Annotated in this window: 22 protein-coding genes; 19 read left to right on the plus strand and 3 right to left on the minus strand. The window is 68.2% G+C overall.

The window, feature by feature from the left end; genetic code table 11:
* The first annotated feature begins 30 nt into the window (after positions 1-30).
* Both B5557_RS35760 and B5557_RS35765 read left to right on the plus strand, forming a co-directional pair.
* Positions 31-933, plus strand: coding sequence for a tRNA (adenine-N1)-methyltransferase (locus tag B5557_RS35760; RefSeq protein ID WP_079663364.1), 903 nt, complete (start codon positions 31-33; stop codon positions 931-933).
* Positions 934-1,151: 218 nt separating this feature from the next.
* The gene (locus B5557_RS35765; RefSeq protein ID WP_079663365.1) at positions 1,152-1,724 is read left to right on the plus strand and encodes a hypothetical protein; all 573 of its coding nucleotides are present in this window, start codon (positions 1,152-1,154) and stop codon (positions 1,722-1,724) included.
* 57 nt (positions 1,725-1,781) lie between these two features.
* On the opposite strand, the gene B5557_RS35770 is transcribed toward B5557_RS35765, so the two are convergent.
* On the minus strand, positions 1,782-2,087 hold the full coding sequence (locus B5557_RS35770) for a ferredoxin (protein WP_079663366.1): 306 nt from the start codon (positions 2,085-2,087) through the stop codon (positions 1,782-1,784).
* Between the two features lie 243 nt (positions 2,088-2,330).
* Here B5557_RS35770 and arc point away from each other — a divergent pair, with 243 nt between their 5' ends.
* The 6 genes from arc (at position 2,331) to prcA (ending at position 8,475) form a co-directional block, all read left to right on the plus strand.
* Positions 2,331-4,097: a proteasome ATPase gene (arc, locus tag B5557_RS35780; RefSeq protein ID WP_079663368.1), complete on the plus strand. Its 1,767-nt coding sequence runs from the start codon at positions 2,331-2,333 to the stop codon at positions 4,095-4,097.
* A gap of 233 nt (positions 4,098-4,330) precedes the next feature.
* Complete coding sequence (dop, locus tag B5557_RS35785) at positions 4,331-5,842, plus strand: depupylase/deamidase Dop (RefSeq protein WP_173877770.1); 1,512 nt, start codon at positions 4,331-4,333, stop codon at positions 5,840-5,842.
* 188 nt (positions 5,843-6,030) lie between these two features.
* Positions 6,031-6,246 (plus strand): ubiquitin-like protein Pup, encoded by a 216-nt coding sequence (locus B5557_RS35790; RefSeq protein WP_079663370.1) that lies wholly within the window; start codon positions 6,031-6,033, stop codon positions 6,244-6,246.
* Between the two features lie 32 nt (positions 6,247-6,278).
* A complete protein-coding gene (locus B5557_RS35795) occupies positions 6,279-6,872 on the plus strand; it encodes an endonuclease VII domain-containing protein (RefSeq protein ID WP_107472745.1) in 594 nt (197 codons plus the stop codon).
* A complete protein-coding gene (gene prcB, locus B5557_RS35800) occupies positions 6,824-7,669 on the plus strand; it encodes a proteasome subunit beta (RefSeq protein WP_079663371.1) in 846 nt (281 codons plus the stop codon). The genes B5557_RS35795 and prcB overlap by 49 nt, the downstream gene beginning before the upstream one ends.
* Before the next feature lie 62 nt (positions 7,670-7,731).
* Complete coding sequence (prcA, locus tag B5557_RS35805; protein ID WP_079663372.1) at positions 7,732-8,475, plus strand: proteasome subunit alpha; 744 nt, start codon at positions 7,732-7,734, stop codon at positions 8,473-8,475.
* 80 nt (positions 8,476-8,555) lie between these two features.
* Here the strand turns inward: prcA and B5557_RS35810 are convergent, their stop codons facing one another.
* Positions 8,556-9,572, minus strand: a complete 1,017-nt coding sequence (locus B5557_RS35810; RefSeq protein ID WP_079663373.1) for a LacI family DNA-binding transcriptional regulator — start codon at positions 9,570-9,572, stop codon at positions 8,556-8,558.
* 120 nt (positions 9,573-9,692) lie between these two features.
* On the opposite strand from B5557_RS35810, the gene B5557_RS35815 reads away from it, so the two are divergent.
* The 10 genes from B5557_RS35815 to tatC all read left to right on the plus strand — a co-directional run bounded on the left by B5557_RS35815 (position 9,693) and on the right by tatC (position 18,135).
* Entirely contained in the window at positions 9,693-10,952 is a 1,260-nt protein-coding gene (locus tag B5557_RS35815; RefSeq protein ID WP_079663374.1) for an MFS transporter, read from the plus strand.
* 9 nt (positions 10,953-10,961) lie between these two features.
* The gene (gene pafA, locus B5557_RS35820; RefSeq protein WP_079663375.1) at positions 10,962-12,323 is read left to right on the plus strand and encodes a Pup--protein ligase; all 1,362 of its coding nucleotides are present in this window, start codon (positions 10,962-10,964) and stop codon (positions 12,321-12,323) included.
* Between the two features lie 125 nt (positions 12,324-12,448).
* The gene (locus B5557_RS35825; protein WP_079663376.1) at positions 12,449-13,453 is read left to right on the plus strand and encodes an FKBP-type peptidyl-prolyl cis-trans isomerase; all 1,005 of its coding nucleotides are present in this window, start codon (positions 12,449-12,451) and stop codon (positions 13,451-13,453) included.
* A gap of 60 nt (positions 13,454-13,513) precedes the next feature.
* A complete protein-coding gene (locus tag B5557_RS35830; RefSeq protein ID WP_079663377.1) occupies positions 13,514-13,885 on the plus strand; it encodes an FKBP-type peptidyl-prolyl cis-trans isomerase in 372 nt (123 codons plus the stop codon).
* 130 nt (positions 13,886-14,015) lie between these two features.
* Positions 14,016-14,993: a helix-turn-helix transcriptional regulator gene (locus B5557_RS35835; RefSeq protein WP_079663378.1), complete on the plus strand. Its 978-nt coding sequence runs from the start codon at positions 14,016-14,018 to the stop codon at positions 14,991-14,993.
* 18 nt (positions 14,994-15,011) lie between these two features.
* A complete protein-coding gene (locus B5557_RS35840) occupies positions 15,012-16,085 on the plus strand; it encodes a helix-turn-helix transcriptional regulator (protein ID WP_079663379.1) in 1,074 nt (357 codons plus the stop codon).
* Positions 16,082-16,372, plus strand: a complete 291-nt coding sequence (locus B5557_RS35845; RefSeq protein WP_079663380.1) for a hypothetical protein — start codon at positions 16,082-16,084, stop codon at positions 16,370-16,372. The genes B5557_RS35840 and B5557_RS35845 overlap by 4 nt, the downstream gene beginning before the upstream one ends.
* A gap of 20 nt (positions 16,373-16,392) precedes the next feature.
* Complete coding sequence (locus B5557_RS35850; RefSeq protein WP_079663381.1) at positions 16,393-16,587, plus strand: hypothetical protein; 195 nt, start codon at positions 16,393-16,395, stop codon at positions 16,585-16,587.
* 283 nt (positions 16,588-16,870) lie between these two features.
* Positions 16,871-17,158, plus strand: coding sequence for a Sec-independent protein translocase subunit TatA (gene tatA / locus B5557_RS35855; RefSeq protein ID WP_079663382.1), 288 nt, complete (start codon positions 16,871-16,873; stop codon positions 17,156-17,158).
* A gap of 92 nt (positions 17,159-17,250) precedes the next feature.
* Positions 17,251-18,135, plus strand: a complete 885-nt coding sequence (gene tatC, locus B5557_RS35860; protein ID WP_079663383.1) for a twin-arginine translocase subunit TatC — start codon at positions 17,251-17,253, stop codon at positions 18,133-18,135.
* Positions 18,136-18,233: 98 nt separating this feature from the next.
* Here tatC and B5557_RS35865 read toward each other — a convergent pair whose 3' ends face one another.
* On the minus strand, positions 18,234-18,518 hold the full coding sequence (locus tag B5557_RS35865) for a hypothetical protein (RefSeq protein WP_079663384.1): 285 nt from the start codon (positions 18,516-18,518) through the stop codon (positions 18,234-18,236).
* Between the two features lie 165 nt (positions 18,519-18,683).
* On the opposite strand from B5557_RS35865, the gene B5557_RS35870 reads away from it, so the two are divergent.
* Positions 18,684-21,536 carry a DEAD/DEAH box helicase gene (locus tag B5557_RS35870; RefSeq protein WP_079663385.1) on the plus strand — a complete coding sequence of 951 codons (2,853 nt, stop codon included), beginning with the start codon at positions 18,684-18,686 and terminating at the stop codon, positions 21,534-21,536.
* The last annotated feature ends 5 nt before the right edge of the window (positions 21,537-21,541 follow it).

Here is a 21,541-nt window from a genome sequence, read left to right on the forward strand (position 1 = left end):
GGCCCCGGCAAACCCCGGTAGGCTGTTCACATGTCCGAACCGACCGGTGCCGCCCGCAGGCGCGGGCCCTTCAAGGTCGGGGACCAGGTTCAGCTGACCGACCCCAAGGGCCGCCACTACACGTTCACGCTCGAAGCCGGGAAGAACTTCCACACCCACAAGGGTTCCTTCCCGCACGACGAACTGATCGGCGCACCCGAGGGCAGCGTTGTCCGCACCACCGGGAACGTCGCCTACCTCGCGCTGCGCCCCCTGCTCCCCGACTACGTCCTGTCCATGCCCCGCGGCGCCGCCGTGGTCTACCCCAAGGACGCGGGGCAGATCCTCGCCTTCGCCGACATCTTCCCCGGCGCCCGCGTCGTCGAAGCCGGCGTCGGCTCCGGCTCGCTCAGCAGCTTCCTGCTGCGCGCCATCGGCGACCAGGGCATGCTGCACAGCTACGAGCGCCGCGAGGACTTCGCCGAGATCGCCCAGCAGAACGTCGAGCGGTACTTCGGCGGCCCCCACCCCGCCTGGCAGCTCACCGTCGGCGATCTCCAGGACAACCTGAGCGACACCGACGTCGACCGCGTCATCCTCGACATGCTCGCCCCCTGGGAATGCCTCGAAGCCGTCTCCAAGGCACTCGTCCCCGGTGGCATCCTCTGCTGCTACGTCGCCACCACCACCCAGCTCGCCCGGACCGTCGAGTCCATCCGCGAGATCGGCTCCTTCAACGAGCCGACCGCCTGGGAGACGATGATCCGCAACTGGCACATCGAAGGCCTCGCCGTCCGCCCCGACCACCGCATGATCGGCCACACCGGCTTCCTCCTCACCGCCCGTCGCCTCGCCGACGGCGTCGAGCCCCCCATGCGCCGCCGCCGCCCCGCCAAGGGCGCCTACGGCGAGGACTACGCTGGCCCCAACGCCGACGGAGGCACCGGCCGCTGACCGGCCCCCGCACCACAGCCAAGGACAAGGCGCCGTGACCGAGTTCCCGCACCACACCCGGAACTCGACCACGGCGCCTTCCCGTTGACACCCGCCCCCGTCACCCCACCCCACGTCCGAAATCCCGCACCCCGCCGTTCCCCCACCCTGTGACGTGTGGCACGATGCTGGCCAATCCCCCACCCCCACCGGCACAGCCATCGCAGGAGACACTCCTAGTGCAGCACTCCGCCGTCCCGGAACTGGCACACACCCACACCCGGCCCATCCACTGGGTCGCGACCGCCACCGCCCTCGCCGGCGTCATCGCGCTCTCCTCACTCCTGCAACCCAAACCCGCGACCGCCGCCCAGGCCACCGCCCCCGACGCCAGACCCGCCACCACCACGGCCCCCGCCACCACCGGCGTCGACTTCCCCCTCGAATGCGGCCCCGTACAAGCCCTGGTGGTCAAGAAGGCCACCGGCGACCTCGACGGCGACGGCACCCCCGAAACCGTCGCAGTCGTCCACTGCGACGCCGCCATGGGCACCCCGCCCGACGGCGTCTACGTCCTCACCCACAGCACCGACCCCACCCACGCGCGCGTGGTCGCCACCCTCGTCGACCCCAAGGACCGCACCACCGTCACCAGCATCGCCATCACCGACGGAGCCGTCCTCGCCACCCTCCTCGGCTACTCCACGCCCGACGTACCCAGTTGCTGCCCCGACCTGAAGGACAGCGCCAAGTGGCAGTGGAAGGACAACACGTTCATCCGCTCGACACCCGCCGGTGCCCACAGCGTCTGAAACCGGCCACCGGCTCTGTGAGAAATCAGACAGACGTCACCCAACGCACCCGGCCACTTACTCCGCGTCCGGACCGTAGACCTCGACCCTGTCCGAAACTCGCCGCACATGAATACAGTCACCCGGACACTCCCGCGCCGAGTCCACCACGTCCGTCAACAGCGGCAACGGCACCGGCGCCGCCGCCCCCTTGGCCTGCAGAAGCTCCTCGTCCGCGCCCTTGACATACGCCAGACCATCGATGTCCAGCTCGAACACCTCAGGCGCATATTGAGCGCAGATCCCGTCACCGGTACAGAGATCCTGATCGATCCAAACCTCCAGTACCTCGCCGCCGACACCGGCCTCCTGCTGCACGCCCATGACTCCTGCCGTTTACTGTCGAGCCGCAAGGGAACGATGCAGGCTCTGACGGGTGTTGAACACTTCGACCCTACCCTCGGCCGCTTTCCAATCATGTTCGGTGGGTATTCCCCTGGCGTGAGGGAGAGCGCAAGGGTGAAGATCGGACACACCCCGACAGTCTTTGTGATCTAGGGGTTTCAATCGACACCCACCCAGGTAGGGTCTGGAAGCGTCCAGCTCCCCTTGGAGGAGGTGAGGACCGTGGCAGCCCACGACGACGACATGAACCGCGGCATCCGCCCGGGACGAGGGTCCGACGACCCGTCCGGGCAGATTGCCTACCTTGAGCAGGAGATCGCCGTCCTGCGACGCAAGCTCGCCGACTCTCCGCGACACACGAGGATTCTCGAAGAGCGGATCGTCGAGCTACAGACCAATCTGGCCGGCGTGTCCGCCCAGAACGAGCGACTCGCGAGCACACTCCGTGAGGCCCGCGACCAGATCGTGGCCCTCAAGGAAGAAGTCGACCGGCTCGCCCAGCCGCCCGCCGGCTTCGGCGTCTTCCTCACGGCGAACGAGGACGGCACGGCCGACATCTTCACCGGAGGCCGCAAACTCCGCGTGAACGTCAGTCCCAGCGTCGAGCTCGACGAGCTCCGACGCGGCCAGGAAGTCATGCTCAACGAAGCGCTCAACGTGGTCGAAGCCATGGAGTACGAGCGCGTCGGGGACATCGTCACCCTCAAGGAGATCCTCGAGGACGGCGAACGAGCCCTGGTGCTCGGGCACACCGACGAGGAACGGGTGGTCAGGCTCGCCGAGCCGCTGCTGGACGTCACCATCCGCCCCGGCGACGCCCTCCTGCTCGAACCCCGCTCCGGCTACGTCTACGAGATCGTCCCCAAGAGCGAGGTCGAAGAACTCGTCCTCGAAGAGGTCCCCGACATCGGCTACGAGCAGATCGGCGGCCTCGGCGGACAGATCGAGATGATCAGGGACGCCGTCGAGCTCCCCTACCTCTACCCCGACCTCTTCAAAGAGCACGAGCTGCGCCCACCCAAGGGCGTCCTGCTCTACGGACCCCCCGGATGCGGCAAGACACTCATCGCCAAGGCCGTCGCGAACTCGCTGGCCAAAAAGGTCGCCGAAGTCACCGGACAGGCCACCGGCAAGAGCTTCTTCCTCAACATCAAGGGCCCCGAGCTCCTCAACAAGTACGTCGGCGAAACCGAACGCCAGATCCGCCTCGTCTTCCAGCGCGCCAGGGAAAAGGCCTCCGAGGGCACCCCCGTCATCGTCTTCTTCGACGAAATGGAATCCCTCTTCCGCACCCGCGGCTCCGGCGTCAGCTCGGACGTGGAGAACACCATCGTCCCGCAGCTCCTCGCCGAGATCGACGGCGTCGAAGGCCTGCAGAACGTGGTCGTCATCGGCGCCTCCAACCGCGAGGACATGATCGACCCCGCCATCCTGCGCCCCGGCCGCCTCGACGTGAAGATCAAGATCGAGCGCCCGGACGCCGAAGCCGCCAAGGACATCTTCCAGAAGTACCTCACCGAACGCCTCCCCCTGCACTCCGAGGACGTCGGCGAACACGGCGGCGACAAGACCACCACCGTCCAGAGCATGATCCAGACGGCAGTGGAACACATGTACGCCGAATCCGAGGAAAACCGCTTCCTGGAAGTCACCTACGCCAACGGCGACAAGGAAGTCCTCTACTTCAAGGACTTCAACTCCGGCGCAATGATCGAAAACATCGTCGGCCGCGCCAAGAAAATGGCCATCAAGGACTTCCTCGACCACAACCAGAAGGGCCTGCGCGTCTCCCACCTCCTCCAGGCATGCGTGGACGAGTTCAAGGAGAACGAGGACCTCCCCAACACCACCAACCCCGACGACTGGGCCCGCATCTCCGGAAAGAAGGGCGAACGGATCGTCTACATCCGCACCCTCATCACCGGAAAGCAAGGCGCAGACACCGGACGCTCCATCGACACGGTGGCAAACACCGGGCAGTACCTGTAAAAACAGGGCGGCTGCGGGTGCCCACCACGGGTACCCGCAGCCGACTGTTTTTCAGGCCACGGCTGGAGCAAGGCAATGACGCAAATGATCTCCCCACCAGCGCAGAGGCGTTCTAGGCTCTTCCCTACCGACGAGTCGCGCAGTGCGGGGACGGGCACCGCACACGCACCGGAGCACCACCGGTATCTGAGCGGCGCCCACGACCGAGGGTGCCGCCGGGCAAGGAGGGCCGCATGACCGTACGGCGAGTAATGGGCATCGAGACGGAGTACGGCATCTCCGTCCCCGGCCACCCCAACGCCAATGCCATGCTCACCTCGTCCCAGATCGTCAACGCCTACGCGGCGGCGATGCACCGGGCCCGCCGGGCCCGCTGGGACTTCGAGGAGGAGAACCCGCTGCGCGACGCACGAGGCTTCGACCTCGCCCGCGAGGCCGCCGACGCCACCCAGCTCACCGACGAGGACATCGGCCTGGCCAACGTCATCCTCACCAACGGCGCCCGCCTCTACGTCGACCACGCACACCCCGAATACAGCGCCCCCGAGGTCACCAACCCCCGCGACGCCGTCCTCTGGGACAAGGCCGGCGAACGCATCATGGCCGAAGCCGCCGAACGCGCCGCAGCACTCCCCGGCGCCCAGCCCATCCACCTCTACAAGAACAACACCGACAACAAGGGCGCCTCCTACGGCACACACGAGAACTACCTGATGAAGCGGGAAACCGCCTTCTCCGACATCGTGCGCCACCTCACGCCCTTCTTCGTCTCCCGCCAGGTCATCACCGGCGCCGGCCGCGTCGGCATCGGCCAGGACGGCCACGAACACGGCTTCCAGCTCAGCCAGCGCGCCGACTACTTCGAAGTCGAGGTCGGCCTCGAAACCACCCTCAAACGCCCGATCATCAACACCCGCGACGAGCCGCACGCCGACGCCGAGAAATACCGCCGCCTCCACGTGATCATCGGCGACGCGAACCTCTCCGAGATCTCGACCTACCTGAAACTGGGCACGACCGCGCTCGTCCTGTCCATGATCGAAGACGGCTTCATCGCGGTGGACCTGGCGGTCGACCAGCCCGTCCGCACCCTCCACCAGGTCTCCCACGACCCCACCCTCCAGCGCCTCGTCACCCTCCGCAGCGGCCGCACACTCACCGCTGTCCAACTCCAGATGGAGTACTACGAGCTCTCCCGCAAATACGTGGAGGAGCGGTACGGCGCGGACGCCGACGACCAGACCAAGGACGTCCTCACCCGCTGGGAGGACACCCTGAACCGCCTGGAGAACAACCCCATGAGCCTCGCCGGCGAACTCGACTGGGTCGCCAAACGAGAACTCATGGAGGGCTACCGCCGCCGTGACAACCTCGACTGGGACGCGGCCAAGCTCCACCTCCTCGACCTCCAGTACGCCGACGTACGGGCCGAGAAGGGCCTCTACAACCGTCTCGCGGCCCGCGGCCGCATGAAGCGCCTCCTGGACGAGAGCGAGGTCGAGAGGGCCATCACCAAGCCTCCGGAGGACACACGCGCGTACTTCCGCGGCCGCTGCCTGGAGCAGTACGCCGACGACGTCGCCGCCGCCTCCTGGGACTCGGTGATCTTCGACCTGCCGGGCCGGGACTCGCTCCAGCGCGTCCCAACCCTCGAACCGCTTCGCGGAACGCGAAATCACGTCAAGGAGCTCCTGGACCGCTGCCGCACGGCAGAAGACCTGGTCAGGGTCCTCTCGGGTGGCTGAACGGTTATCCGGACGGAACCTCCCGGACGGGGTGGAAACCCCCTCGTCCGGGAATCATCGAGGTGGCCCCCGTACGTTGTAGCAACTGCGGGGCCGATGTCGGACCCGGCTTGTAGGGTCTGATCATCACCGATCGGCAGGAATGCCGACCTGTCGACCATGTCGGGCGAAAGAGCGGGGTGAGGGTTATGGCGACCAAGGACACCGGCGGCGGCCAGCAGAAGGCGACACGCTCCACGGAAGAGGTCGAGGAGGCGCCCGAGGCGCAGGCCTCGGAAGACCTCAAGGAGCGCCACGAGAAGCTGAGCGACGACGTGGACTCGGTTCTTGACGAAATTGACGATGTCCTCGAGGAGAACGCCGAGGACTTCGTTCGAAGTTTCGTTCAGAAGGGTGGCCAGTAGCCTTTGAATCGAAGGCTTCGGGGGGACTGGAGTTGGCAAGTGAAGAGGGCGTGAAGCGTTGCTCGCGGTGTGAGGAGTCCAGGCCGCGGGCAGCCTTCGCCAGTAACAAGGCGGCCCGGGACGGGTTGCAGGCCTACTGCCGGGAGTGCTGGGCGGCTTATCACCAGGTCCGGCAACTGGCGAAGGGCAAGAACGTGCGGCCGCGGGTGGAGACGCCCGAGGGCCACAAGTTCTGCCGCAGCTGTGAGGAGATCAAGCCGCACAGTGAGTGGCACCGCAACGCCACAGCGTCCGACGGCCTTGCGACCTGTTGCAAGGCGTGCAAAGCCGTCAAGGGGCGGCGTGGGCACCTGAAGCGCCATTACGGCATGACGGAAGCCGAGCGTGACGCGATGGTCGCCTCTCAAAAGGGGCTCTGCGTGATCTGCCTGAAAGCTCCTGCCGTACATGTGGATCACTGCCACAAGACGGGTAGGGTCCGTGGCGTACTGTGCTTCAACTGCAATTCGGCCATCGGCAAGTTGGGAGATGACCCCGACATCGGTCGTCGTGCCGTTGCCTACCTGGAGGGAAACGCGTGGAAGCCAACACTCGTAGCACCGGGCGTCTACCAGCTGCCTTCCTGACGCCTGGGTCCTCGTCCTTCATGGACTTTCTCTCCGACCACCAGCCGGAGCTGCTGCCCGGCAAGCGGCAGCTGCCCCCGACGCAGGGTGTGATCGAGGCGCCGCACGGGACGACGATCGTGGCCGTCACGTTCCCTGGTGGCGTCGTGCTCGCCGGTGACCGTCGCGCGACCATGGGCAACGTCATCGCGCAGCGGGACATCGAGAAGGTGTTCCCGGCGGACGAGTACTCGGCCGTCGGTATCGCCGGCACCGCAGGTCTGGCCGTCGAGATGGTGAAGCTGTTCCAGTTGGAGCTGGAGCACTTCGAGAAGGTCGAGGGGGCCCAGCTCTCGTTGGAGGGCAAGGCGAACCGGTTGTCGACCATGATCCGTTCCAATCTGGGCATGGCCATGCAGGGTCTGGCGGTGGTGCCGTTGTTCGCGGGGTTCGACGTGGACCGGGACAGGGGCCGGATCTTCTCGTACGACGTCACGGGTGGTCGTTCCGAGGAGCACAACTTCGCTGCCACCGGCTCGGGCTCGATCTTCGCGCGTGGGGCGATGAAGAAGCTCTTCCGCAGTGACCTGTCGGAGGAGGAGGCCACGACGCTCGTGGTGCAGGCCCTCTATGACGCGGCTGACGACGACTCGGCGACCGGTGGTCCCGATGTCGCGCGCCGGATCTACCCGATCGTCACCGTGATCACCGAGGACGGTTTCCGTCGGCTGACCGACACGGAGTCGTCGGCGATCGCCGCCTCGATCCTGGAGCGTCGTCTGGAGCAGCCGGACGGCCCGCGCGCCGCTCTGCTGTAGTCGGCGGCTTCGTGCTTGTCCCAGGTGGTCCAGTGACTTCGACAGAAAGGGATGGATAACCGGTGTCGACGCCGTTCTATGTCTCACCCCAGCAGGCGATGGCCGACCGCGCGGAGTACGCCCGCAAGGGCATCGCGCGTGGGCGTAGCCTCGTTGTGATCCAGTATGCCGACGGCATTGTGTTCGTCGGTGAGAATCCGTCCCGTGCGCTGCACAAGTTCAGCGAGATCTATGACCGGATCGGTTTCGCGGCCGCCGGCAAGTACAACGAGTACGAGAATCTGCGGATCGGTGGTGTGCGGTATGCCGATCTTCGTGGTTACACCTATGACCGTGATGACGTGACCGCGCGTGGTCTGGCGAATGTGTACGCGCAGACGTTGGGCACGATCTTCTCTTCGGCCGGTGAGAAGCCGTACGAGGTGGAGCTTGTGGTCGCGGAGGTCGGTGAGACGCCGGACGGTGACCAGATCTATCGGTTGCCGCATGACGGGTCGATCGTGGACGAGCACGGTTCGGTGGCGGTCGGTGGTAATGCGGAGCAGATCAGCAGTTATCTGGATCAGCGTCATCAGGACGGGATGAGCCTGGCCGAGGCGCTGAAGTTGGCTGTTCAGGCGCTGTCGCGTGACACCAATGGCACGCAGCGGGAGATTCCCGCGGAGCGGCTGGAGGTGGCGGTGCTGGATCGTACGCGGCCGCAGAAGCGTAAGTTCAAGCGGATCGTCGGTCGGCAGCTGGGTCGGTTGCTGGAGACGGACGGTGCGTCGACGGAGGCGGAGAGCTCCGATGAGGAGGAGAAGTAGGTCCCTCTCGGTGTGAGCCTGCTTCTCGCCCCACCCTTTGTGCGCCCCGGCCGGTTGTCCCGGCCGGGGCGCAGGGCGTTTCAGGAGGGGCTTGGCGGGGCTGTGGAGGCTCGTACGACGAGGTGGACGGGGATGTCTCCGGCGTCGGGTGTGCGGCCGTCCAGGACGGCGAGGAGGGCTTTCATGCCGCGTTCACCGAAGAGTTCGGCGTCGAGGCGGACGGTGGTGAGTTCGGGGTCGAGGGCGGTGGCGAGGGCGAGGTCGTCGAGGCCGGTGACGGACATGTCGTCGGGTACGCGCAGGCCGAGGCGGCGTAGGGCCTTGTAGACGCCGGCGGCGAGTTTGTCGTCGTCGCAGATGATGGCGGTGGGGCGGGGTCCGGGGGTGGTGAGTGCTGTTTCGGCGGCGGTGCGGGCCGCGTCGATGGTGATGGGGGCGGGTGCGGTGCGCAGTGTTGTTCCGGTGACGGCGCCGATGCGTGCGGTGAGTTCGCGGGCGCGTATGTCGAAGGTCCAGGAGGGTACGTCGGCGGCGAGGTGGAGGAAGTGGCGGTGGCCGAGGTCGAGGAGGTGGTCGGCGACCTGGCGTACGCCGTCGGCGATGTCGAGGTTGACGGTGGCGGCGCCGAGGCTGCCGGTGGGGTCGCTGTCGAGCATGACGAGGGGGAGTTGGTCGCCTCGGATGGCGGTGAGGGCGTCGGCGGCCATGGAGGAGGCGAGGACGCCGTCGAGGGCGGCCTGGGCGGAGGCGAAGGGGTCGCGGGCGGGGCCGACGCCTTCGGGGGAGGGGTAGAGGACGACGCCGAAGCCGTGTTCGGCGGCTACGCGTGCTGCGCCGGTGTAGACGCCTGCGAAGAATTCGGTGGTGAGGGCCGGGACCACGAGGAGGACGGTGCGGGTGTGGCCGAGGCGGAGGTTGCGGGCGGCGAGGTTGGGGCGGTAGCCGAGTTCGCGGGCGGCGTGGCGTACGCGTTCGGCGGTGGTTTCGGAGACGCGGCCGCGCCATTTGTCGCCGAGTACGAGGGAGACGGCGGCTTGGGAGACTCCTGCGGCTTGGGCGACGTCGCGGCTCGTGGGGCGCGTGCTACCTCGTGCCACTGTGGGCCTGCTCCTTCGTCTGGACTGGTGAACAGCGCACATGGTACGTATGACAAGAGGCGTTATACGTAAAACTTCGAGGTGGCTCACCGCCTCGGGCGAGCCGACGGAGGCGGGACATTGGCCGCGGGATACCTGGAGATCCTCAGGGCGAAGCACGCCGCCCGGCTGCTGACGGGCACGCTGGTGGGCCGGCTGCCCAACGCCACCGCCGCGATCGCGATCGTGCTGTTCGTGCGCGCGCAGGGCGGTACGTACAGCCTGGCGGGGGCGCTGGCGGCGGTGTACGGCGTGGCGAACGCGGTCGGGCAGCCGTTGTTGGGGCGGCTGGTGGATCTGCACGGTCAGCCGCGGGTGCAGTTGCCGGCGGCGCTGGCTTCGGCGCTGGCGATGGCGGTCTTCGCGTTCGCCGGTACGGACCCGTTGCCGCTGGCGTACGGGGCGGTGGCGGCCGCGGGGCTGTTCACGCCGCCTCTGGAGGGCGGTCTGCGGGCACTGTGGCCGGCGGTGCTGCGGCGTGAGGACCAGGTGCACACGGCGTATGCGATGGACGCGGTGGCGCAGGAGGTGATGTTCACGGTCGGCCCGCTGCTGGTGACGCTGTGCGTGTCGCTGTGGTCGGAGCAGGCGGCGCTGCTGGTGCTGAACGTGGCGGGGGTGCTGGGGGCGCTGTGGGTGGTGGTGTCGCCGCCGTCGCGTGCGTGGCGGTCGGGGCCGCGTGAGGCGCACTGGCTGGGTGCGCTGCGCTCGCCCGGTCTGCTGGCGCTGCTGGCGGCGTTCCTGTTCGTCGGTTTGGCGCTCGGTTCCATCACGGTGGCGTCGGTGCCGTATGCGGACGACCACGGCGGTGACGCGGTGTACGGCTGGTTGATGGCGGCGCTGGGTCTGGGGGCTCTCGTCGGCGGTATGGCGTACGGGGCGCGGCAGTGGGCGGGGGCGCCGGAGCGGCGACTGAGGGTGCTGGTGGCGTTTCTGGCGGTGTGTTATCTGCCGTTGATGTTGATGCCTGGTGCGGTGGCCATGGTGGGGTTGACGGCGTTGGCGGGGGTGTTCCTGGCGCCCGCGCTGGCGTGTGCGTTCGTCATCGTGGACCGGCATGCGCCGCGGGGGACGGTGACGGAGGCGTTCTCGTGGTTGGTGACGACGTTCACGGTGGGGGCGTCGGTGGGTACGGGTGTGGCGGGTCCGGTGGTGGAGGCGGGGGGCGCGTTGTGGGGGTTCGCGGTGCCGGGTGTCGCGGGGGCCGTGTCGTTGTCGGTTTTGCTGGCGACGGGGCGGGTACTCGCAGCTCCCGCCGGAAGTGGGGTTGTTGCGGCTTCGTCGGAAAATGATCCAAACCGTGCTGCCGAACCCCGTTTCAGTTCAGGGGATCGGGCGTAATGTTCAGTCATGGACCGCCGCATTTTCGGGCTGGAGAACGAGTACGGCGTCACATGTACGTTCAGGGGACAGCGTCGGCTGTCTCCCGACGAGGTGGCGCGGTACCTCTTCCGCCGTGTCGTGTCATGGGGCCGAAGCAGCAATGTCTTTCTGCGGAACGGCGCCCGCCTCTATCTCGACGTGGGTTCGCATCCGGAATACGCGACACCGGAATGTGACAACGTGACCGAGTTGGTCACCCACGACAAAGCGGGCGAGCGCATTCTCGAAGGACTCCTGGTGGACGCGGAGCGACGCCTGCACGAGGAAGGAATCGCGGGCGACGTCTACCTCTTCAAGAACAACACGGACTCGGCGGGCAACTCTTATGGTTGCCACGAGAACTACCTGGTGGCCCGGCACGGGGAGTTCTCCCGGCTCGCGGACATCCTGATCCCGTTCCTGGTGACCCGGCAGCTGCTGTGCGGCGCGGGCAAGGTGCTGCAGACGCCCCGTGGGGCGGTCTACTGCGTCAGCCAGCGGGCCGAGCACATCTGGGAGGGCGTCTCCTCGGCGACGACGCGCTCGCGGCCCATCATCAACACGCGTGACGAGCCGCACGCGGACGCCGAGCGGTATCGCCGGCTGCATGTGATCGTGGGCGACTCGAACATGTCCGAGACGACCATGCTGCTGAAGGTCGGTGCGACCGATCTGGTGCTGCGCATGATCGAGGCGGGCACGGTGATGCGGGATCTGACGCTGGAGAACCCGATCCGGGCGATCCGTGAGGTCAGTCACGACATCACGGGCCGGCGCAAGGTGCGGCTGGCCAGCGGGCGTGAGGCCTCCGCGCTGGAGGTGCAGCGCGAGTACTACGAGAAGGCCGTGGACTTCGTCGAGCGTCGCGGTATCCGTACCGGCACCGTCGACCAGGTCCTGGAGCTGTGGGGCCGCACGCTGGACTCGATCGAGGCGGAGGACCTGGACCGGATCGGCACCGAGATCGACTGGGTGATGAAGTACCAGCTCATCGAGCGGTACCGGGCCAAGCACAATATGACGATGTCGCATCCGCGGGTGGCGCAGATAGACCTCGCCTACCACGACATCCACCGTCGTCGTGGTCTGTATTACCTGTTGGAGCGCAAGGGGCAAGCGGCTCGGATCTGCAACGACTTGAAGATCTTCGAGGGCAAGTCGGTGCCGCCGCAGACCACTCGGGCGCGGTTGCGCGGCGATTTCATCCGTCGTGCGCAGGAGCAGCGGCGGGACTTCACGGTGGACTGGGTGCACCTGAAGCTCAACGACCAGGCACAGCGCACCGTGTTGTGCAAGGACCCGTTCCGGTCGGTGGACGACCGGGTGGAGAAGCTGATCGCCGGCATGTGAGCGAGGTGTTCCGCATGTGGTGCGGAACGCAACACGGGCGCCGTACGTTTCCCGTACGGCGCCCTTCGCACGTCGTAGAGTTGCGCGCACGCCATCAGAAGATCGACCGATTACGAGGCTTCATCGTGCGCCGACGCTCACTCATCCTTGCCGCCGTACCCGCGGGACTGGTCACTCTCTCCGCGTGCGGTGACGACAAGTCCGACTCGAGCAAGGCGAGCGACGGCAAGTCGCCCTCGGCCTCGGGCACGTCGGCCCCGCCGCCTCCGAAGATCGTCGACGGTCCGTTGCCGGCCATCACGGCGGGGGTGAAGTTCGGTGAGAAACCGACGATCGCCAAGGGCAGCGGTGAGCCTTCGGACCAGCTTGCGGTGAAGACGGTGATCGCGGGCAGCGGGAAGGCGGTCGCGGAGGGTGACTACATCCAGGCCAACTGCGTCGGTCAGATCTGGGACACCGCGAAGATTCTCGTCAACACCTACGAAACCAAGAAGCCGCTGCTCACCCGGCTTGCGCCGGGTGCCACCATCGACGGCTGGCGGTATGCCCTGACGGGTAGGAAGACGGGCAGCCGGGTGCAGTTCTCCGTGCCGCCGACCTGGGGTTTCGGTAAGGACGGCGATGCGCAGGCGGGCATCAAGGGCACCGACACGCTGGTGTTCGTGTTCGACATCCAGGACGCGTTCGGTGCGAAGAGCTCGGCCAAGGGCAAGGTGGTGGCTCAGGACGGCGCCGGTGTGCCGAAGGTCGGCACGAACACCGACGGCAAGGCTCCCTCGGTGGAGGTTCCCAAGTCGAAGGCGCCGACCAAGCTGGTGGCGGAGTACGTGATCGAGGGCGACGGCGCCGTGCTCGCGGCGGACGACACCGTGTTGGTGCAGTACAAGGGCGTCATCTGGAACACGGGCAAGGAGTTCGACTCGACGTACAGCCGCAAGGAGCTGACGTCGTTCTCGTTGCAGCAGGTGGTCAAGGGCTGGGCGCAGGGGCTGATCGGGCGGAAGGTGGGCAGCCGGGTCGTCATCGTGGTTCCGCCGGCGCTGGGTTACGGCGACAACCCGCCGCAGGGCAGCGGCATCGGGAAGGACGACACGATGGTGTTCACGGTGGACATCCTCGCCAAGGCGTGAGCCGGCGAAGGTGTAAGACTGTGCGTGTTGCCTTTCCGTGAGACATGCAGGAGCAGTGACGTGAGCATTGACAAGCCCGAGATCGACTTCCCCGAAGGCGCGCCCCCGGCGGACCTCGAGATCAAGGACATCTGGGAGGGCGACGGCGAGGTCGCGCAGGCCGGTCAGACCGTCACCGTCCACTATGTGGGTGTCTCTTTCAGCACGGGTGAGGAGTTCGACGCCAGCTGGAACCGTGGGGCGCCGTTCCGCTTCCCGCTCGGTGGCGGCCGGGTCATCAAGGGCTGGGACCAGGGTGTGCAGGGCATGAAGGTCGGCGGTCGTCGTCAGCTGACCATTCCCGCGCACCTCGCCTACGGCAACCAGAGCCCGACGCCGGCGATCAAGCCCGGGGAGACGCTGATCTTCGTGGTGGACCTGCTCGGGGTCTGATCGTCGTAGGAGAAGTGTTGATCGGCTGGGGTCCATGCCTGCCCGGGTGTGGGCCCTCGGCTTTTGTCCCGACGCCGCTGAGCGGTACGGTCGTCGATCGTAAGCACCATAGGGGAGGCGAAGGGCGTCGATGGCCATTGCCAAGGCCGAGCGGCTGATGAACCTGGCGCTGTGTCTGCTCGGGACGCGGCGGCCGCTCAGCAAGCGTGAGCTGCGCGACTCCATCGAGGCTTACGTCGAGGCGTTCGGGCCGGGGCGGGGTGCGGCGGGGTCGGACGACTCCTTCAACCGGATGTTCGAGCGGGACAAGGACGATCTGCGGGAGCTGGGCCTGGTCATCGAGACCGTGGAAAGCCTGGACGGCGAGATCGGCTACCTCGCGCGCCGTGACAGCAACCGGCTGCCGGCCATCACGCTCGACGCCGAGGAGGCCGCGGCGCTGGGCCTGGCGGCCAAGGTGTGGCAGCAGGCCCGGCTGGCGGGTGCCGCGAGCGGTGCTCTGCAGAAGCTGCGCGCAGCGGGGCTGCCCGAGGACGTCGACCCCTACGAGGCGCATGGCGCGCTGGAGCCCCGGATTCCGGTGCACGAGGCCGCGTTCGAGCCGTTGATGCTGGCCTGCCGGGACCGTCGGCCGGTCGTGTTCGACTACCGCAAGGCGACCGCCGCGCATCCGGAGCCGCGGCATGTCGAGCCGTGGGCGCTGGAGTGCTGGCGCGGTCACTGGTATCTGGCGGGGTTCGACCGTGACCGGGGCGCCGAGCGGGTGTTCCGGCTGTCGCGGATCACCGGGCGGGTGCGTTCGCGCGGGGCGGGTTTCACCGTTCCGGTCCCGGATGTCGTCACGGTGCGGGAGACGGTCGCGAGCTGGGCGGGGGAGACCGCCGACCGCAGTGCGCTGATCCGGCTGCGCGCGGGCGCCGGGTACCCGTTGCGGGCGAAGGCCAGTGCGGTGCGGGAACTCGGGGACGGCTGGGACGAGTTGGAGATTCCGTACGGACACGGTCTGGACGCCTGGCTGGTGGAGTTCGGGCCGGACGTGGTGGTCCTGGACCCGGCCGAGCTGCGGGCGGACGTCGTGGACCGGCTGCGGGCCGTGGCCAAGGGCTGAGGGGGAGCGAGCAACACAGTGGCAGGCAAACCGGTCAGGCCGGCGAACGCGATCGACCAGACCCGGCGGATGCTCTCCCTGGTGACGTATCTCAGGGAGCGCCCCGGCGCGCGGATCGAGGACGTGGCGCGCGCGTTCGGGATCACGGAGGACGAGCTGGTCTCGGACCTCGATGTGCTGCCCATGTGCGGCACCAGTTTCCGGGGCGGCGATCTCCTGGACATCGACACCGACGGTGAGCGCATCTGGTGGCACAACCCGGCCGCGCTCGGCGCGGAGGCCGCGGAGCCGCTGCGGCTGGCCGCGGACGAGGCGACGGCGTTGCTGGTGGCGGCCCGGGCGGTGTCCACGCTGCCGGGGCTGCGCGAGGGCGACCGGCAGGCGCTGCTGCGGGCGACGGCGAAGGTGGAGGCCGCGGCCGGTGAGGCGGCGGGCGCGAGCGCGCGTCTGTCGGTGACGTTCGAGTCGGAGGGCGGGGTCTTCGCGGACGTCGACCGGGCGATCTCGGAGCGGCGCCGGTTGTGGATCCGCTACTACTCGCCCGCGCGTGACGAGGTCACCGAGCGTGAGATCGACCCGATCCGGCTGGTCAGCGTCGGGCACACGTATGTGGAGGCCTGGTGCCGCCGTTCGGAGGCCCGGCGCACGTTCCGGCTGGACCGGGTCGCGGAGATCAGGATCCTCGACGAGCCGTCCGCGCCGCCCGAGATCGAGCTGCGGGACCTGTCGGAGGGGCTGGTGCAGCCGGCCGCGGAGGATCCGGAGGTCGTCGTCGAGGTCGGGCCGGGCGGCCGCTGGGTCGCCGAGTACTACCCGCACGACAGCGCCGATGAGCTTTCCGACGGCGGGCTGCGTATCACTTTGCGCACGCCCGAACCGGCCTCGCTCAGGAGGCTGGCCCTGCGGCTGGGCCGGGACGGCCGGATCGTCTCGCCGCCGGACCTCGCCGACAGCGCCCGCCGGGCCGCCCGCGAGGCGCTGGCGGCCTACGACGGGATCGAGGCACAGGGGGCGGCGGGCGGGTCGCCCGCGGTGCAGGGCGAGCGGCCACGGGGTGACAGTCGGTTCGACGGGCGGGAGCAGGGGCTGTGAGCGAGTCGGTGACGTCCGATGTGCGGGGCATCTCGGTGGCGTCCGCGTTCGCGGGGATGCGCAGTGTGACCCCGGTGCGGTTCAGGGCGGGCTGTCCCGACTGCCGAAGCCATTTCGAGCTCGCCGCGAGCGCTCTGCTCCTGGCGATCGGCGGCTCCAGCCGCACCACGTTCTACTCCTTCACCTGCCCGGACTGCGGGGCGGCCGTGCGCAAGCCGGCCGGGGAGCGGATCGTCGAACTGCTCACGGGTGGCGGGGTGCGGACCCTGCGGCTGCACACCCCGTAGCGGGGTCTAGGCTCGGCCTCATGTTCTGGCCGATGTTCGCGGTTGCCGTGGGTTTTGTGGGTCTCGCCGTTCTCGCGGTGTTCGCCGTGCGGGTCTTCCTGGAGGCGCAGCGGCTGGGCCGGCAGGTCGCGGAGTCCGCGCGGCGTATCGATCGGGCGGCACAGGACCTGGAACGGGCGGCCGTGAGCGCGGCCCGCGCCGTCGACACTCTGTGACGGCCGCGATGGGGTGCCGCGTGGAGCGCTGTCGCCGTCCTGTGAGTCCCGCGGCGAATGCGTTTTGGGCCACTTCGCCCTCCCGCGCCGGTGGTGGGGGCAGGTACGCTGCTGGTCGCGGCTCGGAGAACGAGGCCCGGACCGCTGACCGGGAGTACGCACGGGGATTGCCTCGCGTTTACCCCTGAGCGTTACGATCGCTGTCAACACGATCGTTCGGACAGGTGTCCGGCCGGTCGGACGGCATCCCGCCCCCGCAGCCTCGGTGAGAAGGTAAAGACTTATGTTCGGAAGGCTCGGCGCCCCCGAGATCATTCTCATCCTCGTCGTCGTCATCCTGCTGTTCGGCGCCAAGAAGCTTCCCGACATGGCGCGCTCGCTCGGCAAGTCCGCTCGCATCCTCAAGAGCGAGGCCAAGGCGATGAAGGAAGAGGGCAGCAGCACGGCCACCCCGGCCGGCCCGCCCCACAACGACGAGCAGCCCCCGGCGCAGCGCACCATCCAGGCCGCCCCCGGCGACGTGACCAGCTCCCGTCCGGTCACCGAGCCGACGGACACGACCAAGCGCTGACGCAGGGCCGGTGACCTCCGGCCCGCCGTACGAGATGGGAACGTGGGTTGCTGAAGTCTGCCCGCAAACAGGAGAAGGACCCCGAGGGGCGGATGCCCCTCGCGGATCATCTTCGTGAGCTGCGCAACCGGCTCGCGAAGGGCATGCTGGCGATCACGGTCGTGTCACTCGTGGTCGCGTTCTACAGCCAAGAGCTGATGAACTTCCTGATGGACCCCGTTCCGAAGTGCACCACGGGGCTGGGCGAGTCCACAGGAGGCAAGTGCGCTGTCATCGCCTACACCGACCTCCTGTCGCCTTTCACGACCACGGTGAAGGTCTGCTTCATGGCGGGCGTGATCCTCTCGAGCCCGGTCTGGCTGTACCAGTTGTGGGCGTTCATCGCGCCCGGCTTGCACAAGCACGAGCGGAAGTACACGTACTGGTTCGTGTCGGGAGCCGTGCCGCTCTTCCTGGGTGGTGCTGCGCTCGCCTACACGGTGCTGCCCATCAGCATGCGCGTGCTCCTCGGCATCACGCCCGAGGGCTCGGCGAACATCCTGCCGATGGACAAGATCCTGGACTTCATCGTCCGGATGATCCTGGTCTTCGGCGCCGCCTTCGAGTTGCCGCTCCTGCTCGTCATGCTCAACTTCAGCGGCATGGTCACCGGGCGCAGGATGGCCGGCTGGTGGCGCGGTGTCGTCATGGGCGTCTTCATCTTCGGGGCCGTGGCCACTCCCACCACCGACCCCTTCGGCATGATCGCCCTCGCCGGACCCATCGTGGTTCTGTACTTCATCGCGGTCGGCATCTCCCTTCTGAACGACAAGCGTCGCCGCCGCAACAACCCGGACGCCGACCTCGACGACGACGAGGCTTCGGACCTGGATCTCACCCCCGAGGACATCGGTGAGATCGAGACGGTCTCCGCGAGCCGGTCGCTGCCGGAGCAGTCGACCACAGACCGCGTCAACGGTTATGACGACGTGACCTGAGGCCGTCTGCACCGAGGCGCAGACGGTGGGGGCGTCGCAAGGACACGACAAGGGGCCGGACGGTTTTCCGTCCGGCCCCTTGTCGTGTCAGTAGTGCCTCAGCACTCCTTGATGCCCTGGATCGTGCCCGTGGCCTCGTAGTGCTTGGTCTTCCCCGGCTTGATGGCGAAGCAGTCGCTGTCCGGCCAGAAGCGCTCGGCGACCTTGTAGTGCTTGGTCGTCGAGCACCCGTTGTGGATGTCGACCGCGTTGTCGTTGAGGTAGTAGGTCGCCGTCACGCAGTTGGCGGCCGCGGCGGCGGACGCCGAGGTCGCGGCGACGAGCGGGAGCGCCGTCACGCTGATGGCTATGGAACAGGCTGCCGCGACAGAGCGGAATTTCATCAGTGTTCTCCTGGTCAGGGAGGTCCCCGTGGGACTGCCGGTAATGCCGGTGAAACGTTACAGCCCGAAGATCGCGTGAGCAGCCGGGTGCGTACGGTAGTGGCCCATCTCACAAGGAGCGCACAGAATCGATCTCCGCAGTTTCCGAAGCCCTGGATCCGGATATTGATCGTCCCGCTGTCAGTGGCGCCCGGTACGCTCGAAAGCACGATGACAGAGGATCTCTCACCGGCCGAGCGGTACACGGCAGCACGTAAGCGCGCTGTCGAGCAGGCCACCGCGCTCGCGTCCTTCCGCGAGATGTACGACTTCGGTCTCGACCCCTTCCAGATCGAGGCCTGCCAGGCACTCGAATCGGGCAAGGGCGTCCTGGTGGCCGCCCCCACCGGCTCGGGCAAGACGATCGTGGGCGAGTTCGCCGTCCATCTCGCCCTCCAGCAGGGCAAGAAGTGCTTCTACACGACGCCCATCAAGGCGCTGTCGAACCAGAAGTACTCCGACCTGTGCCGCCGCTACGGCAGCGACAAGGTCGGCCTGCTCACCGGCGACAACAGCGTCAACTCCGATGCCCCGGTGGTCGTGATGACCACCGAGGTGCTGCGGAACATGCTGTACGCGGGCTCGCAGACCCTCCTCGGCCTGGGGCACGTGGTGATGGACGAGGTGCACTACCTCTCCGACCGCTTCCGGGGCGCCGTCTGGGAAGAGGTGATCATCCACCTTCCCGAGTCGGTCACCCTGGTCTCCCTCTCCGCGACCGTGTCCAACGCCGAGGAGTTCGGCGACTGGCTCGACACCGTCCGCGGCGACACCGAGGTGATCGTCTCCGAGCACCGGCCCGTCCCGCTGTTCCAGCACGTCCTCGCCGGGCGGCGCATGTACGACCTGTTCGAGGAGGGCGAGGGCCACCGCAGGGCCGTCAACCCCGACCTCGCGCGGCTGGCCCGCATGGAGGCGAGCAAGCCGTCCTACCAGGACCGCAGACGCGGCCGCAACCTGCGCGAGGCCGACCGTGAGCGCGAGCGCAGGCAGCGCTCGCGGGTGTGGACGCCGGGCCGGCCGGAGGTCATCGAGCGGCTCGACGCCGAGGGACTGCTGCCCGCCATCACCTTCATCTTCAGCCGCGCCGCCTGCGAGGCCGCCGTCCAGCAGTGCCTGTACGCCGGGCTGCGGCTGAACGACGAGGATTCGCGTGCCGAGGTCCGTGCGCTGGTGGAGGAGCGCACGGCCGCGATCCCGCACGAGGATCTGCACGTCCTCGGCTACTACGAGTGGCTGGAGGGCCTGGAGCGCGGCATCGCCGCCCACCACGCGGGCATGCTGCCGACGTTCAAGGAGGTCGTCGAGGAGCTGTTCGTGCGCGGCCTGGTCAAGGCCGTGTTCGCCACCGAGACACTGGCGCTGGGCATCAACATGCCCGCGCGGTCCGTAGTCCTGGAGAAGCTCGTCAAGTGGAACGGCGAGCAGCACGCCGACATCACCCCCGGCGAGTACACCCAGCTCACCGGGCGCGCCGGCCGGCGTGGCATCGACGTCGAGGGGCATGCCGTCGTGCTGTGGCAGCGCGCGATGAACCCCGATCACCTCGCCGGGCTCGCCGGCACGCGCACCTACCCGCTGCGCTCCAGCTTCAAGCCGTCGTACAACATGGCGGTCAACCTGGTCGAGCAGTTCGGGCGGCACCGCTCGCGCGAGCTGCTGGAGACGTCGTTCGCGCAGTTCCAGGCCGACCGGTCGGTGGTCGGGATCTCCCGGCAGGTGCAGCGCAATGAGGAGGGGCTGGAGGGCTACAAGGCCTCCATGACCTGCCACCTCGGCGACTTCGAGGAGTATGCGCGGCTGCGCCGCGACCTCAAGGACCGCGAGACCGAACTGGCCAAGCAGGGCGCGGCCCAGCGGCGCGCCGAGGCCGCCGTGGCGCTGGAGAAGCTGAAGCCGGGGGACGTCATCCACGTGCCCACCGGCAAGTACGCGGGGCTGGCGCTGGTGCTCGACCCGGGCCTGCCCGCCGGGCGCGCCAACGGCCACCGCGGCTTCGACCATCACGACGGGCCGCGCCCGCTGGTCCTCACCGCCGAGCGGCAGGTCAAGCGGCTGGCCTCGATGGACTTCCCGGTGCCGGTCGAGGCACTGGAGCGGATGCGGATCCCGAAGACGTTCAACCCGCGCTCGCCGCAGTCCCGCCGCGATCTCGCCTCCGCGCTGCGCACCAAGGCCGGGCACATCCCGCCGGAGCGGGCCCGCAAGCAGCGTTCCCAGGCGGCCGACGACCGGGAGATCGCCCGGCTGCGGACCGCCATTCGCGCGCACCCCTGTCACGGCTGCTCCGACCGGGAGGACCACGCCCGCTGGGCCGAGCGCTATCACCGGCTGCTGCGGGACACCTCCCAGCTGGAGCGCCGCATCGAAGGGCGCACCAACACGATCGCCCGTACGTTCGACCGGATCGTGGCGCTGCTGACCGAGCTCGACTATCTGCGCGGCAACGAGGTCACCGAGCACGGCAAGCGGCTCGCCCGGCTCTACGGCGAGCTCGACCTGCTCGCGAGCGAATGCCTGCGCGCGGGCGTCTGGGAGGGGCTGGCCCCCGCAGAACTCGCCGCGTGTGTCTCGGCGCTCGTGTACGAGGCGCGGGTCGGCGACGACGCGATGGCGCCGAAGCTGCCCTCGGGCAGGGCGAAGGTCGCGCTCGGCGAGATGGTGCGGATCTGGGGCCGGCTGGACGCGCTGGAGGAGGACTTCCGGATCAGTCAGACGGAGGGCGTGGGGCAGCGGGAGCCCGATCTCGGCTTCGCGTGGTCGGCCTATATGTGGGCCTCGGGGAAGGGGCTCGACGAGGTGCTCCGGGAGGCGGAGATGCCGGCCGGTGACTTCGTGCGGTGGTGCAAGCAGGTGATCGATGTGCTGGGGCAGATCTCGGCGGCTTCCGCCGCGGAGGGCTCGACGGTGGCGAAGGCTGCCCGCAAGGCGGTCGATCAGCTGCTGCGGGGGGTCGTCGCCTACTCGTCGGTGGGGTGACGCGC

Origin of the sequence: Streptomyces sp. 3214.6, from assembly GCF_900129855.1 — a bacterium.
Classification (GTDB): domain Bacteria; phylum Actinomycetota; class Actinomycetes; order Streptomycetales; family Streptomycetaceae; genus Streptomyces; species Streptomyces soliscabiei.

What these genes read in the sequence shown, in the direction of transcription:
- B5557_RS35760 (WP_079663364.1), top strand. Translation starts at nt 31, where the DNA reads ATGTCCGAACCGACCGGTGCCGCCCGCAGGCGCGGGCCCTTCAAGGTC.
- B5557_RS35770 (WP_079663366.1), bottom strand. Translation starts at nt 2,087, where the DNA reads ATGGGCGTGCAGCAGGAGGCCGGTGTCGGCGGCGAGGTACTGGAGGTT.
- dop (WP_173877770.1), top strand. Translation starts at nt 4,331, where the DNA reads ATGACCGTACGGCGAGTAATGGGCATCGAGACGGAGTACGGCATCTCC.
- B5557_RS35790 (WP_079663370.1), top strand. Translation starts at nt 6,031, where the DNA reads ATGGCGACCAAGGACACCGGCGGCGGCCAGCAGAAGGCGACACGCTCC.
- pafA (WP_079663375.1), top strand. Translation starts at nt 10,962, where the DNA reads ATGGACCGCCGCATTTTCGGGCTGGAGAACGAGTACGGCGTCACATGT.
- B5557_RS35835 (WP_079663378.1), top strand. Translation starts at nt 14,016, where the DNA reads ATGGCCATTGCCAAGGCCGAGCGGCTGATGAACCTGGCGCTGTGTCTG.
- B5557_RS35850 (WP_079663381.1), top strand. Translation starts at nt 16,393, where the DNA reads ATGTTCTGGCCGATGTTCGCGGTTGCCGTGGGTTTTGTGGGTCTCGCC.
- tatA (WP_079663382.1), top strand. Translation starts at nt 16,871, where the DNA reads ATGTTCGGAAGGCTCGGCGCCCCCGAGATCATTCTCATCCTCGTCGTC.
- tatC (WP_079663383.1), top strand. Translation starts at nt 17,251, where the DNA reads ATGCCCCTCGCGGATCATCTTCGTGAGCTGCGCAACCGGCTCGCGAAG.
- B5557_RS35865 (WP_079663384.1), bottom strand. Translation starts at nt 18,518, where the DNA reads ATGAAATTCCGCTCTGTCGCGGCAGCCTGTTCCATAGCCATCAGCGTG.